The following is a 13453-nucleotide window of genomic DNA, read 5'->3' as shown; positions in this document are numbered from 1 at the left end:
CGTGGCGCAGTGCAATGGGCATCCCTACGTCGCGTGTGGATGTCGCCTTGAGCCAGTTGTTCACCCCCATCAATTTTGGTCCGCTTGCGCTCGCCAACCGCATTGTGATCGCGCCGATGTGCCAATACTCCGCACAGGACGGCCGCGCCACCGACTGGCATCGCATCCACCTGGGCACGCTGTCGCAATCCGGCGCCGCGCTGTTGATCCTGGAAGCGGCCGCGGTGCAGCCGCAGGGCCGCATCTCCTATGCCGACCTGGGCCTGTACGACGACGCCACCGAGCAGGCGCTGGGCGAAGTGCTGGCATCGGTACGGCGCTGGTCGCCGATGCCGATCGGCATCCAGCTGGCACATGCCGGGCGCAAGGCCTCCACCGATCTGCCGTGGAAGGGCGGCGAGGCGATCGCCCCGGACCACGCCAATGGCTGGCAGACCGTGTCCGCCTCGGCACTGCCGTTCCGCAACGGCCAGCCGCTGCCGCAGGCTTTGGACGCCGCCGGCATCGATGCGGTGGTAGAGGCCTTCGTGACCGCGGCCAAGCGTGCCGAACGCCTGGGGCTGCAACTGATCGAACTGCATGCTGCGCACGGGTACCTGATGCATCAGTTCCTGTCGCCGCTGAGCAACCAGCGCAGCGATGCATACGGCGGCTCGCTGGACAACCGCATGCGGCTGACGCTGCGCATCTTCGATGCGGTACGCGCGGCGGTGTCTGACCAGATGGCCATCGGCGTGCGCATCTCGGCCACCGACTGGGTGGATGGCGGCTGGGACCTGCCGCAGAGCATTGCGTTGTCCAAGGCGCTGGATGCGCGCGGCGCGCACTACATCCACGTGTCCAGTGGCGGGCTGGATCCGCGCCAGCAGATTCCGGTGCAGGCCAGCTACCAGATCCCGTTTGCCGAAGCGATCCGCGCGCAGGTGGACACGCCGGTGATCGGCGTGGGCCTGATCACCGAACCGCAACAGGCCGAAGCGATCCTGCGCGATGGTCAGGCCGATGCGATCGCGCTGGCGCGCGGCATCCTCTACGACCCGCGCTGGCCGTGGCATGCCGCCGCCGCGCTGGGCGCATCGGTCACCCCGGCGCCGCAGTACCAGCGCTGCGAACCGCGCGAAGCGCGTGGCGTGTTCGCCAGCTGACGCGCGCACAACCGACCATGGACCGATCATCTCGACCAAGCAGAGGGCATGCATGCCAATAGGATTTCTGGGGCTGGGCACGATGGGCCTGCCGATGGCGCACAACCTGCTGCGCGGCGGCTTTGAACTGACCGTATGGAACCGCTCGCCGGCACGTGCGCAGCCGCTGCGTGAGGCCGGTGCACACGTGGTGGAGCAGCCGCAGCACGCCGCGCACGGCCCGCTGCTGTTTTCGATGCTGGCCGACGATGCCGCGGTGCGGCAGACGGTGCTCGACGGCGGCGTGCTGGATGCGCTGCCGGCCGGCAGCGTGCACGTCAACATGGCCACCATCTCGGTGGCGCTGGCGCACGAGTTGACCGCACTGCATGCCGAGCGGGGCGTGGCCTACGTCGCCGCCCCGGTGCTTGGCCGCGTGGAGGTGGCCGAAGCGGGCAAGCTCAACATCCTGGCCGCTGGCGACGGTGCCGCACTTGCCCGCGTGCAGCCGATGTTCGATGTGCTGGGCCAGCAGACCTGGCAGATTGGCAGCGCGCCCGAGCAGGCCAACGCAGTAAAGCTGGCCGCCAACTTCTGCCTGGCCAGTGCGATCGGCGCGATGGCCGAAGCCAGCGCGATGGCGCGTGGGCATGGCGTGGATGCCACGCAGTTTTTGGGCATGCTCACCAGCACCTTGTTCGCTGCGCCCGCGTACCAGGGCTACGGCAAGCTGATCATGCAGCGCCAATACACGCCTGCCGGCTTCACTGCCACCCTGGGCCGCAAGGATGTGGATCTGGCGATCCAGGCCGGCGCAGCGCGACAGGTGCCGATGCCGCTGGGCGAGCTGCTGCGCAGCGGCCTGGACGAGGCAATTGCGCACGGCGATGGCAACGCCGACTGGGCGGTGCTGGCCGAGGTCTCCGCACGCCGTGCAGGGCAGGCCTAGCACCTCGGGCCCGTTTGACTGATGGAGTCGCGCGCGCTGTTCGCAGTGGCATCGTGTGCGAGCGGCGCCGTGCAACACGGTGTGGCTACGACGGCACGCCGCTCAGGCACACGCGCTGCGCCAACCGCCTTCAACGACATGCGCATCAAGCGCCCGCATTGCGCATCTTGCGGTATGCCCGCAGGCATGACGCCTGGTGCGACGTGGCTGGCTTGAGGCCTGGCAGGCAAGCGGCTAAGGTGCCTGCTCGTAACAGCCGCCGCTCCAGGGAGGATGCGATGCGACACCCCAACATCAGGCCCGGTTCGACCGTGCACACCACGCGCACATCGGCCCACGCCGGTGGTGGCGCACGATGACCAACGCACCGGTCATCCATCAGGGCCCGGTCGGCCCGGACCATCCCGAACATCCGGACCATCACCTGTTCTCACAGATCCAGGAAGCGGTGAGCGTGCTGGACACAGAACTAGGCAAGCCTACCGACGAGGCCAGCATGCGCATGGCCGCGCGGCTGCTGCCGCTGGCCAAGCAGCATGGCTTCGATCAGGTGGATCTGGTGGTGCTCAGCCGCCATCTCGGCGAGGTGGGCGAAAACGTGTTCCTCGTGCGTGGCGCCCTGGACGACCCGGCGCATCTGCGCGCCCACATCACCACCCAGGAAGCGATGGAGACATCGGTCGACGCCTCGCTTGCGCAGCTGGACGAAATCAACCGGCGGCTGATGCTGCGCCTGCCGCCGCGCTGATCCTCATCGTCAGTGGCATGCGCACCGCGTCCTGCGATGCATGCCACCAGCGCAACACCTGCGATGCGTTGGTCAGCGGATCTGCATGCACGGCGAGCACAGTGCCACGGTGCATAGCTGCAGTGCGGCTGGCCCAAACGTTGCGCCGAGGCGCAACGTAAAAGTTACCGACGCAAGCACTGCGCCAGCGGTGTCATCCATTGGCTATCATCTCGCCGATGCGCTCTGACTACATCCTCACCCTGTCCTGCCCCGACCGTACCGGCATCGTCTATCGCGTGACCGGGCTGTTGTTCGATCTTGCCTGCAATATTCTCGACGCCCAGCAATTCGGCGACGACGAGAGCGGGCGGTTTTTCCTGCGCGTGCATTTCGACAAGCCGCCGCGAACCGACATCGCGCAGCTGGAGCAACAGTTCTCACAGCTGGCCGCCAGTTTTGAGATGACCTGGCAGCTGCACGATGCGCGCCGCCGCGCGCGGCTGCTGGTGCTGGTGAGCAAGCAGGGCCACTGCCTCAACGATCTGCTGTTCCGCATGCATAGCCGGCAGTTGCCGGTGGATATCGTGGCGGTGGTCTCCAACCATGCCGACTTCGCACCGCTGGCGGCGTCCTACGGCATCGCCTTCCACCATCTGCCGGTGAGCGCAGATACGCGCGCCGAACAGGAAACGCAGCTGCTGGCGCTGGTCGAGCGCCTGCAGGTGGACCTGGTGGTGCTGGCGCGCTACATGCAGATCCTTTCGCCTGCACTGTGCCGCGCATTGGCCGGGCGTGCGATCAACATCCACCACAGCTTCCTGCCCAGTTTCAAGGGCGCCCAGCCGTATCACCAGGCGCACGCGCGCGGGGTCAAGATCATCGGCGCCACCGCGCACTACGTCACCGAAGACCTGGACGAAGGCCCGATCATCGAACAGGACGTCGCCCGCGTGGACCACGCCATGACCCCGCGCGACCTGGTGCGCCTGGGCAGCGACACCGAATCGCTGGTGCTGGCACGCGCAGTACGCCGCCATGTCGAACATCGCATCGTGCTCAACGGGCACCGCACGGTGGTGTTTCGCTAGCGGAGCGCTGCAAGGGCGTAGCCGCAGCTGTCTCTCACCGCAGCTGCAGGCGCATCACCGCGCGCTGGGGTCTGACGGCATTGGGTGCCGTTACACAGCATCTAACGAGGTTGCAGTGCGCACGGCGGTGTACTGCGATGGTGGGCTGCCAGTGTGGCGAGTGAAGGCAACGCTGAAACTACTGGCCGAGCCATAGCCCACCCGCTGCGCCGCCTGCGCCACGCCAAGCCCCTGTTCTGACAGCAGCGTCTTTGCCAGCGCCATGCGCCATGCCAGCAGATACTCCATTGGCGTCACACCCATCGCACGGTTGAAGCGCGCAAAGAACGATGACCTCGACAGCGCCGCTTCCTTGGCCAATGCGTCGATCGTCCAGGCATGCGCCGGTGCGCCGTGCATGGCGCGCAGCGCCGCCGCCAGGCGCGCATCGGATAACGCCCGCACCAGTCCTGGCGTGGTGTCGCTCGCCGTCAGCGAGCGTAATGCTTCGATCAACAGCACCTCCAACAGTCGTGCAAGCACCACCGCACGGGCGGGCCGGTTTGTGCGCGCCTCCTCACCAACCAGATTCACCAGCGTGGTGAGCCGCGGCTCACCGCGCACATGCACCAACCGGGGCAGCAGCGACACCAGCAGCGCCGCATCGGGCGAGCCGAAGCTGCAATGCCCAATCACAATGCGAACATCCGCCGGGCCATCCTGCGCGCCGATGCGGAAACTGCCATCGTCCATCTGGGTCGGCACGGTGTGGGCTTGCCCGGTCGACGCCTGCGCGCTGGAGAGCGTGACAGCAAGCATGGCGGGTGCCAGCACAAAGTCGCCTGCTTCCAGCACATGCGCCTGGCCATCTTCAAGCGCCAGCCGGCACTTTCCCTCGATCACCGCGCAGTAAAACGGGCCGGGCGCATCGGAGCGGTACGCCGACCACACACCAGCGCCAAGGACAAGTTTGGAGAATCCTGGTGCCGGCCTCAGCAGGAGGACGACCTCAGCAAGCGGGTCGAGCATATTGGACTCTCGCTAATGGATTACGCACTTTGGAATATCGAAAGTCCGACCTAGGCAGCCTAACGTAGATCCCTCACACCGTCACCGAGGGCGCTTCATGCAAACCGTACTCATCACCGGCTGTTCGTCGGGCTTTGGCCTGGCAACCGCACATTACTTTCTCGAACGCGACTGGAACGTGGTTGCCACCATGCGCACTCCACGTGAGGACCTGTTTCCTGCATCGCCAAGGTTGAAGGTGCTGCAGCTCGACGTCACCGACGCCGCGAGCATCCAGACCGCGATCGCTGCGGCCGGCACGGTGGACACGCTCGTCAACAACGCAGGCTTCGGTGCGCCCGCACCGCTGGAACTGGCAAGCCTGCAGGCGGTACGCGACCTGTTCGAAACCAACACCTTTGGCACGCTGGCTGTTACGCAGGCGGTCTTGCCGCAGATGCGCGCGCGCCGCGCCGGGGTGATCGTCAATGTGTCGTCGAGCGCAACGCTCAAGCCACTTCCGCTGATCGGCGCTTACCGTGCAGCGAAGGCGGCGGTGAATGCGCTGAGTGAATCGCTGGCCGCCGAGCTGGAGGCGTTCGGTATCCGCGTGCGGGTCGTCTCGCCGGGCTCGTGCGGGGAGACGGACTTTCGTGCCACCGCCCGCGCGGGTCTACGCGGTGCTGATGACGAGATCTATGGTGCGTTTATGCAACAGACGCTGGCGCGCATGAGTGCATCCGCTGGCCCTGGAACGCAGTCGATCGACGTCGCGCAGGTCATCTGGCGCGCAGCCACCGACCCGGCTGCGCCGATGTTTATTCCTGCAGGCGCAGATGCAGAACTGTGGGCTGCCGAAGCTGCCGAGCGTCGCTAATACATCTCTCGAACGCCATACGGAAACCAAACGCTGAATCGGCCTAGCGCGGTGCCTAGCTGATCGCGCGACACGCCGAGAATCCAGTTATGGAGGCTCGGTGGCGGCATCCATGCAACCACATGGTCCCGCAATCGGCGACGGCACCGCACCAGAAAGGTGGTCCGCAGCGAGGTAACCAGCAGGCCATCGCGCTAGTTACATTTGGCCTGCCGATGTGGGTCACAACTACACGAGAGCCAGCGAATCAGAAGAACGGCGTGCGCTTCTAGCACCATGCGCACCGACACCCGCGACTGGTCCTTGCCCGCTCACCGTCGCGGGACCTTACGCGGCATGGATGCCGCGTAAGAGCTTACAAGGACGTACTTGCAGCGTGTCCCGCGATGGTGAGCGGGCAAGGGCCCTGCAGCAAACCCGCAGATCATTCGCTCTAAAAAACCAACCAATCCACACCGTTCAATCACCTCTCAAGCAACCAAGAGCGGTGAACGCAGGCGTTGCTTGGGCCTCGCCTAAGCAAGAGAAAACTGACTGCACGCAACACGCTACGTGGTCCCACGCACGCTGCGATGGCCGACGCAAACGCCGGCCATCGCAGTGCACACCGCTAAACCCACATCACTTCGCCGCGTTGGCGTTCATCACCGCGTTGCGGCTGGCGTCCAGGTATTGCGCCGGGTCGCGCATGCCGGTGGTGTGGCATTGCCCGGTGGTGTGCCCCCTGTTTACGCCGCCCGGCAGCTGCGCATTGGCCTGCTCCACGGTGCCGTCTTCGGGGTCGTTCAAGACCAGGTCCGAGGCGGCGTTGCAGTAGTCGTTGGTGTACCAGTTGGTCTTGGCGAACGAGGTTGTGTAGTAATTGACCTTGGTGCGCGCATCGGCGGGAATGCCGGCCAGCCAGGCCTTGGCGCCGTCGTAGGTGAGGTCGGTGTTGCTGCCGCAACCAACGCCGAACCACGAACCCACTGCAGCCAGAATGCCGGACAGGTTGGTGCCCTGGTACGGCGTGCCCACCGACTGCATCACGCGCCCACCGGCAGCGTTATCCAGCCCGCTCCAGTAGTAGGTGTATAGATGCAACGCCGCCATGCCGCCCTGGCTGTGCGCCACCGTGGCGAACGAGGACCATTGGCTGGCAAACTGCGCTAAACGCTGCGCGAACTGATCGTTGCTGCGGTTCTGCTTGACATCGATAAACGACGACGCGTTGCTGAACTGCGCTTCCGGCCACACGCCGTTGGAGCAGTACCCATGCACCAGCACCAGCCGCGATCCAGCGGCCTGCGGTTGCGCCAGTGCACTGGCAGTGGCCAGCGTGCGCGGGCGTGGCCCCATGCGCATGCTTTCGTCGATGCCGGCCGTGGTGCGCGCAATGCTCGCCCGGCGCAGTGCAGGCAGCTGCAGCGGCAGCGCGTCGGCCTGTGCCAGCGGGATGTAATGGTCCGGGTCTTCGATGCGCAGGCCGCGCAGCGTGAATGGTGCGCGCGCACCGGCACGCGCCACCCAGCGCTCGTCCAGGCTCAACGGCAGCTGGCCTTGCTGCGGTGTGAGCATGCCGCCGATCCAGGCCACCGGAATCTGCTTGCCCTTGGCGTCGGTGCCCCACACCTGCCCGAACACGCGGTAATGCGTGGGCGCCTGCCCGCGCGCGGCGATCGGCAGCCCGATACTCAGGCGCGTGCCGTCCGCGGCGCGCGCGCTGAGCGCCGTGCCGAGTAGACGCACAGAGGTGTCCAGCACGGGTAACACGTGCTCGCTGGTACGCACGAATGGCTGCCCGGCCTGGTCGCGGCCATGCACGATCACCTGTGCGACCCAGGTGCCGGCACTGTTCGGCTGAAAGCTGCCGCCATACACGCCATCGCCGGCGGCGCCGTCGTCGTGCTTGCCGTCATCGGCCATCGCAAACGTGCGTGCCGTGCCCTGTGGATCGAGCACGCGCAGACTGGCCTGATCAATCTGCCCGGCCTGGCCGGCCAATAAGCTTGCGCCTTGTGCATTGCTGCCGCTGAGCAGCGCGTTGAGCGTCAACGACTGGCCCACCTGCTGGTGGCGATGCCGTGGATAGGAGGCCAGCTGCGTGCGCGGGTCGCCTTCCATCAACACATAGCCACGTTGCGCCGTGGGCGAGGCCGACTGCAGCGTCAGCGACCACACACCGTTCTGCGCAGCGTCCACTGCATAGCGCATGCCGCTGGTGCCGCTGTCGGCACTGCCGAGCTGTGTGCGTTGTGCTTGCAGTTGCGGCGCTGCTGCTGCGCGCGCGCCGGCAACGCGCGGCGCGGCCACGGCCGCGTCCCACTGCTGGTCACCGGCCAGCACCATGAAACGCAGGTGGCCGTTTTCCACCGGCAGGCTGCCTTGCCAGCGTGCGCTGGCACCGGCCGGTGCCAGCTCGACCGGCAATAACGCGCTTTTTGAAAGGATGGCCGATTCCGCCGGATCGGGTGCGCGCATCTGCGCGAACTCTTCTGGCGGGCCGGCCAATTGCTTGGGCTGTAGCTCGGCCGCGCCCAGGGGCGCGGCGATGAGCGAGAGGGCGCACGACAACGACAACAGCGACGGCGTATGCATGGCAACAGCGCTCCTTGGAGTTGCAAAGTGATGCGCTGCGATCGAACACAGCGGCATCGGATGCAGCGCCCCCTCGCTGCGACTCGGAGTCGGTTATACCCCGCACGCATGACAGTGCCGCTGTGCGCTGCAACACCTCACGCGCAACAAACAACCCTGCCGAAATAAATAGTACAGAGTGTGATCCAGGTCGTGGACGTGCCGATTCTTCGCACCTGCAGGCCGCAGAAAACCAGAGGTCTGCGGTTGATGGCGAACCCCGAAACTTGGCGGGTGTCAGTCCGCCAAGGGGCGCGCGCTGCGGTGGCGGTACTGCTCAACCCACGCGACAGACTGTGCGATGCCGCCGAATGGATAGAAATGCAGGCTGACATTTCCATGCGCTGGGGTAAGGCCGGCGGTGAGCCGATCCACAAAGCGATCCGGCCCCGCAGTCCCGAACAGCTTGCCGAGCGAGATGCCGTACTTGGAGAGCATCGATGCGCATGCGCCAACACCGCACCGTGCGGCATAGCGTGCGAGCACTGCGACGCCCGCAGGACCTGGCACGCCCACACGCACGGGATGGGCAATGCCACGCGCGCGCAGCGCGTCCAACCACGTCAGCACAGTGTCGGCATCGAACGCGAATTGGGTGACGATCAGCGGCGCCATGCCGCGCTCGGCGATGCTGCGGCACTTGCGTTCAAGCACATCCCACTGCGCGCTTGCAGGCATGCTCGGATGGCCTTCCGGATGTCCTGCCACGCCGATGGCCTTGATGCCTAAATGCTCAAACACACCTGTCTCGATCAGCGACTCGCTATCCGAAAACGGCCCAACCGCAGACGGCGCATCACCCGCAATCACCAGGCAGCGTTCAACGCCGGCGTCCTCGACGGCGCGCCGGACGAACGCCTGTAGCGCGTCCAGCGAGGCGATGCGGCGCGCGGACAGGTGCGGCATGGGCGCGAAGCCGAGGGCGCGCACCCTCTGTGCGGCGGCCAGTCGCGCCTCGTCGTTCTGGCTGGGCAGGTAGGGAATGAACATGCTTGAGCCGCGCATGATCTGCGGCGCTGCTGCAGTCAGTGCCGGCATGTCGTGTGCGCCGACCTCCAACGAATAAGCATCGGTGATGGTGGCGGCGCGGCTGGGTGGATCCGGGGACATCAAAGGCGGCGCCGTCCTGTGGTGGTGAGTGGTTGGCTCGCGCACATCAGCGTTCGTGCGGGGAGGCGGCCATGCAACACGTGCGCCTGGGCGGTGGTGTCCATCAGTGGAATCACGACGCAGTGCCGCTGCCATTGCCAGGCTGGCGTGCCAGTTCGATAAACGCGCGCAGGTAGTCGATGGCGATATCTGCCTCGCGCGCCCCCAAAAAAATTTGCTTGGCGATGCCGCGCGCACCCAGCCGAACCGGCACCACGTCCATCCTGGCGGCATATTCCTCCACCAGCCAGCGCGGCATGGCGGCCACACCGCGGCCACTGGCCACCATCTGCATCATGATGTCGGTGGTTTCGATGGCCTTGTGGCGCCTGGGCGTGACGCCGGCCGGCAGCAGGAACTGGCTATAGATATCCAACCGCTCCAGGTCCACCGGATAGCTGATGAGCACCTCGCGCGTCAGCTGCGGCGGCGTGACGTAGGCCGCCGACGCCAGCGCATGACCGCTGGCCACCACAAGCACCTGCTCGTAGTCGAACACCGGCTCGAAGCGCAGCCCGGGCTTGTACAGCGGGTCGGGCGTGACCAGCAGATCGATCTCGTAGCCGAACAGGGCGCCAATGCCGCCGAACTGGAACTTCTGTTTGACGTCCACATCCACATCCGGCCACGTGGCCAGATAGGGCGCCACCAGTTTGAGCAGCCACTGGTAGCAGGGATGGCATTCCATGCCGATGCGCAGCGCACCGCGTTCGCCCTGCGCGAACTGCCCCAGGCGTTCTTCGGCCAGATCCAGCTGCGGCAGCACCCGGTTGGCCACCGCCAGCAAATATTGGCCAGCCTGGGTCAGCCGCAAGCTGCGCCCTTCGCGCAGCCAGACATCGGTGCCCAGCTGCTGCTCCAGCTTTTTCATGCTGTGGCTCAGCGCCGACTGGGTCAGGTTCAACACGCCTGCGGCGGCGGTCAGCGAGCCCTGCTGCTCGACCTGCTGGACGATGGAGAGATGGATGCGCTCAAGCATTCAGATGATCCGAATTCATGGATTGTTGAAATAACACCATTTTACTTCATCGAATGCGAGCCCTAGCATCGGGGTTCGTCGTTTTAAGGCCATCTGCATGACTGTCAACGTGCCACACCCACTCCGCATCGTTGCGGTGTCCGGCGGGATGCAACGCCCCTCCAAGGCGGCCGCCCTGGCCGAGCACCTGCTGGCATTGATCGCCGCGCAGGTGCCGTGCGAGCAGCATCTGGTGGAACTCGGGGCATTGGCACCGCAGTTCGCGGGTGCGCTCTGGCGCTCCCAGCTGCCCGCAACGGTGGAGCAGGAACTGGTCGCCGTGGAGCAGGCCGACGTGCTGGTGGTGACCACACCGGTGTATCGCGGGTCTTTCACCGGGTTGTTCAAGCACTTCTTCGACTTCGTCCATCAAGATGCCTTGATCGACACGCCCGTCCTGTTGGCGGCCACCGGTGGCAGCGAGCGGCATGCGTTGGTGATCGACCACCAGCTGCGGCCGCTCTTCAGTTTTTTCCAGGCACGCACGTTGCCGCTGGGCGTCTACGCAACCGACCGGGATTTTCTGGACTATCGCGTGCACAACGAGGCCCTGGCCGAACGTGCCAGGCTTGCGGTGCAGCGGGCATTGCCGCTGATCGCAATGACGCGGCAGGCAAGCGCCATCGCAAAAGAAAACGTGGCTGCGGCCTGAGGGCTATCACGCCCACGGGCGCTTTGCGTGCCACCACGCCGCTCGCTGGCCACCGGGTCCGCTGGCGAATTGCTTGCCGGTCCAGCGTCCCGGCCTCCATGCAGCCAGCATCAACTGCTGCGCTGAAAACGGCGTTTCGTATTGATTTCGAGAACAAGGCGTCAGTGTGCAATGACTCAAGAATTGACCTTCAGCATCAAGAGCCTCCGCTTCGATGAGGACTACCGTCCCGCGGCCAATACACGCAACACGACGAATTTTGCCAACCTGGCCAGAGGGCAGCGGCGTCAGGAGAATTTGCGCAACACGCTGGCGATGATCAACAACCGCTTCAACGACCTGGCGCATTGGGATAACCCCACGCGTGACCGCTACGCTGTCGAAATCGACATCATCTCTGTCGAGATGAAGATCGGCGAGCGCGACACAGGCGATGCATTCCCGTTGATCGAGATATTGCAGCCCAGCATCCTCGATCAAACAACCGGCGCGCGTATCGACGGCATCGCAGGGAATAATTTTTCCTCCTATGTGCGCGACTACGATTTCAGCGTGCTGCTGCCAGCGCACAATCAGGACACATCCAGCTTCAGCCTGCCGGAGGGGTTCGGCAGCCTGCATGGCACGCTGTTCAAGCAGTTCGTGAACTCGGATGCCTACACGGCGCGGTTCGCCAAGCCGCCGGTCATCTGCATCAGCGTCTCGAGCAGTAAGGTCTATCACCGCACCGGAAACCGCCACCCCATCCTGGGCCTTGAATACAGGCAGGACGCATTTTCGTTGACGGATCAGTACTTCGAAAAAATGGGACTGCAGGTGCGCTATTTCATGCCGCCGAACAGTGTCGCCCCATTGGCGTTTTACTTCCTCGGCGACCTGCTGAACGACTACACCAATCTGGAGCTGATCGGCACCATCAGCACGATGGAGACCTTCCAGAAGATCTACCGGCCGGAAATCTACAACGCCAATTCCGCGGCGGGAACCATCTACCAGCCGAGCCTGAAGCATCAGGATTACTCCGCCACCCAGATCGTCTACGACCGGCAAGAGCGCAGCCAGCTCGCGGTGACGCAGGGCAAATTCACCCAGGAGCATTTCATCAAGCCCTACGGGGACATTCTTGCGCGGTGGGCCTCCAGCCACGCTTTCTCATCAACACCAACGCAAGACATTGCCCATCATGAATAAGCTGCTCCCCACCTCCACCGCCGGTAGCCTGCCCAAGCCGTCCTGGCTCGCGCAGCCCGAGAAACTCTGGTCGCCCTGGAAGCTGCAGGACGAGGAACTGACCGAAGGCAAGCAGGATGCATTGCGCTTGTCGCTGCAGGAACAGCAGCACGCCGGCATCGATATCGTCAGCGACGGTGAACAGACCCGCCAGCATTTCGTGACCACCTTCATCGAACACCTCAGCGGCGTCGATTTCGAAAAGCGCGAGACCGTACGCATTCGCAATCGCTATGACGCCAGCGTCCCGACCGTTGTTGGCGCGGTGAGCCGGCCCAAGCCCGTCTTCGTGGACGATGCCAAGTTCTTGCGCCAGCAAACCCGGCAGCCGATCAAATGGGCGCTGCCCGGCCCGATGACGATGATCGACACCCTCTTTGATGCGCACTACAAAAGCCGCGAAAAGCTGGCCTGGGAATTTGCAAAGATCCTCAATCAGGAGGCCAAAGAACTCGAAGCTGCTGGCGTGGATATCATCCAGTTCGACGAGCCCGCCTTCAATGTCTTCTTCGATGAAGTCAACGACTGGGGCGTTGCCACGCTTGAACGCGCGATCGAAGGGCTCACCTGCGAGACCGCCGTCCACATCTGCTATGGCTACGGCATCAAGGCCAATACCGATTGGAAGCAGACCCTGGGCTCGGAGTGGCGTCAGTACGAAGAATCGTTTCCCAAGCTGCAGGCATCCACGATCGACATCGTCTCGCTGGAGTGCCACAACTCGCATGTGCCGATCGATCTGATCGAACTGGTGCGTGGCAAGAAGGTGATGGTCGGCGCCATCGACGTGGCAAGCAACACGATCGAAACACCGCAGGAGGTGGCCGACACGCTACGCAAGGCGCTTCGGTTTGTGGATGCCGACAAGCTCTACCCGTCCACCAACTGCGGCATGGCGCCGCTCGCCCGGCACGTCGCACGCGGCAAACTCAGCGCTCTCAGTGCGGGTGCGGACATCATTCGCGCAGAACTGTCGGCGCAGTAGCGCACTGGTGCTTGTGTAGATCGCCTGGCGAAAGAAGTGAGGGCGGCG

General features: G+C 64.7%; 12 protein-coding genes. 8 read left to right on the top strand and 4 right to left on the bottom strand.

The window, feature by feature from the left end; genetic code table 11:
* Positions 1 to 47: 47 nt before the first annotated feature.
* The 4 genes from ACCQ01_RS20745 (at position 48) to purU (ending at position 3891) form a co-directional block, all read left to right on the top strand.
* Complete coding sequence (locus ACCQ01_RS20745; RefSeq protein WP_503257143.1) at positions 48 to 1145, top strand: NADH:flavin oxidoreductase/NADH oxidase; 1098 nt, start codon at positions 48 to 50, stop codon at positions 1143 to 1145.
* 52 nt (positions 1146 to 1197) lie between these two features.
* Positions 1198 to 2073: an NAD(P)-dependent oxidoreductase gene (locus tag ACCQ01_RS20740; RefSeq protein ID WP_228434043.1), complete on the top strand. Its 876-nt coding sequence runs from the start codon at positions 1198 to 1200 to the stop codon at positions 2071 to 2073.
* A gap of 355 nt (positions 2074 to 2428) precedes the next feature.
* The gene (locus ACCQ01_RS20735) at positions 2429 to 2821 is read left to right on the top strand and encodes an XVIPCD domain-containing protein (protein ID WP_115005373.1); all 393 of its coding nucleotides are present in this window, start codon (positions 2429 to 2431) and stop codon (positions 2819 to 2821) included.
* A 218-nt stretch (positions 2822 to 3039) separates the two neighbouring features.
* Positions 3040 to 3891, top strand: coding sequence for a formyltetrahydrofolate deformylase (gene purU, locus ACCQ01_RS20730; RefSeq protein WP_076037419.1), 852 nt, complete (start codon positions 3040 to 3042; stop codon positions 3889 to 3891).
* A gap of 90 nt (positions 3892 to 3981) precedes the next feature.
* Here the strand turns inward: purU and ACCQ01_RS20725 are convergent, their stop codons facing one another.
* Positions 3982 to 4899, bottom strand: a complete 918-nt coding sequence (locus tag ACCQ01_RS20725; RefSeq protein ID WP_228434044.1) for an AraC family transcriptional regulator — start codon at positions 4897 to 4899, stop codon at positions 3982 to 3984.
* Positions 4900 to 4996: 97 nt separating this feature from the next.
* On the opposite strand from ACCQ01_RS20725, the gene ACCQ01_RS20720 reads away from it, so the two are divergent.
* Positions 4997 to 5755: an SDR family oxidoreductase gene (locus tag ACCQ01_RS20720; RefSeq protein ID WP_228434045.1), complete on the top strand. Its 759-nt coding sequence runs from the start codon at positions 4997 to 4999 to the stop codon at positions 5753 to 5755.
* Between the two features lie 621 nt (positions 5756 to 6376).
* On the opposite strand, the gene ACCQ01_RS20715 is transcribed toward ACCQ01_RS20720, so the two are convergent.
* The 3 genes from ACCQ01_RS20715 to ACCQ01_RS20705 all read right to left on the bottom strand — a co-directional run bounded on the left by ACCQ01_RS20715 (position 6377) and on the right by ACCQ01_RS20705 (position 10499).
* On the bottom strand, positions 6377 to 8332 hold the full coding sequence (locus ACCQ01_RS20715) for a choice-of-anchor X domain-containing protein (protein ID WP_228434046.1): 1956 nt from the start codon (positions 8330 to 8332) through the stop codon (positions 6377 to 6379).
* 276 nt (positions 8333 to 8608) lie between these two features.
* Positions 8609 to 9484 (bottom strand): methylenetetrahydrofolate reductase, encoded by an 876-nt coding sequence (locus ACCQ01_RS20710; RefSeq protein ID WP_228434060.1) that lies wholly within the window; start codon positions 9482 to 9484, stop codon positions 8609 to 8611.
* 109 nt (positions 9485 to 9593) lie between these two features.
* Complete coding sequence (locus ACCQ01_RS20705) at positions 9594 to 10499, bottom strand: LysR family transcriptional regulator (RefSeq protein ID WP_228424868.1); 906 nt, start codon at positions 10497 to 10499, stop codon at positions 9594 to 9596.
* A gap of 97 nt (positions 10500 to 10596) precedes the next feature.
* On the opposite strand from ACCQ01_RS20705, the gene msuE reads away from it, so the two are divergent.
* The 3 genes from msuE to ACCQ01_RS20690 all read left to right on the top strand — a co-directional run bounded on the left by msuE (position 10597) and on the right by ACCQ01_RS20690 (position 13405).
* On the top strand, positions 10597 to 11190 hold the full coding sequence (gene msuE / locus ACCQ01_RS20700) for an FMN reductase (protein WP_161960251.1): 594 nt from the start codon (positions 10597 to 10599) through the stop codon (positions 11188 to 11190).
* Between the two features lie 171 nt (positions 11191 to 11361).
* Positions 11362 to 12381, top strand: coding sequence for a DUF1852 domain-containing protein (locus tag ACCQ01_RS20695; protein WP_228434047.1), 1020 nt, complete (start codon positions 11362 to 11364; stop codon positions 12379 to 12381).
* Positions 12374 to 13405 (top strand): methionine synthase, encoded by a 1032-nt coding sequence (locus ACCQ01_RS20690; protein WP_115541240.1) that lies wholly within the window; start codon positions 12374 to 12376, stop codon positions 13403 to 13405. Before ACCQ01_RS20695 ends, ACCQ01_RS20690 begins: the two co-directional genes overlap by 8 nt.
* Positions 13406 to 13453: the final 48 nt, after the last annotated feature.

The sequence above is a fragment of the Xanthomonas sp. NCPPB 4037 genome, from assembly GCF_041475695.2.
Lineage (GTDB): Bacteria > Pseudomonadota > Gammaproteobacteria > Xanthomonadales > Xanthomonadaceae > Xanthomonas > Xanthomonas campestris.
The sequence above is the reverse complement of the archived record's forward strand: the minus strand, read 5'-3'. Positions and strand labels throughout refer to the sequence as shown.

What these genes read in the sequence shown, in the direction of transcription:
- ACCQ01_RS20740 (WP_228434043.1), top strand. Translation starts at nt 1,198, where the DNA reads ATGCCAATAGGATTTCTGGGGCTGGGCACGATGGGCCTGCCGATGGCG.
- ACCQ01_RS20735 (WP_115005373.1), top strand. Translation starts at nt 2,429, where the DNA reads ATGACCAACGCACCGGTCATCCATCAGGGCCCGGTCGGCCCGGACCAT.
- purU (WP_076037419.1), top strand. Translation starts at nt 3,040, where the DNA reads ATGCGCTCTGACTACATCCTCACCCTGTCCTGCCCCGACCGTACCGGC.
- ACCQ01_RS20725 (WP_228434044.1), bottom strand. Translation starts at nt 4,899, where the DNA reads ATGCTCGACCCGCTTGCTGAGGTCGTCCTCCTGCTGAGGCCGGCACCA.
- ACCQ01_RS20720 (WP_228434045.1), top strand. Translation starts at nt 4,997, where the DNA reads ATGCAAACCGTACTCATCACCGGCTGTTCGTCGGGCTTTGGCCTGGCA.
- ACCQ01_RS20715 (WP_228434046.1), bottom strand. Translation starts at nt 8,332, where the DNA reads ATGCATACGCCGTCGCTGTTGTCGTTGTCGTGCGCCCTCTCGCTCATC.
- ACCQ01_RS20705 (WP_228424868.1), bottom strand. Translation starts at nt 10,499, where the DNA reads ATGCTTGAGCGCATCCATCTCTCCATCGTCCAGCAGGTCGAGCAGCAG.
- msuE (WP_161960251.1), top strand. Translation starts at nt 10,597, where the DNA reads ATGACTGTCAACGTGCCACACCCACTCCGCATCGTTGCGGTGTCCGGC.
- ACCQ01_RS20695 (WP_228434047.1), top strand. Translation starts at nt 11,362, where the DNA reads ATGACTCAAGAATTGACCTTCAGCATCAAGAGCCTCCGCTTCGATGAG.
- ACCQ01_RS20690 (WP_115541240.1), top strand. Translation starts at nt 12,374, where the DNA reads ATGAATAAGCTGCTCCCCACCTCCACCGCCGGTAGCCTGCCCAAGCCG.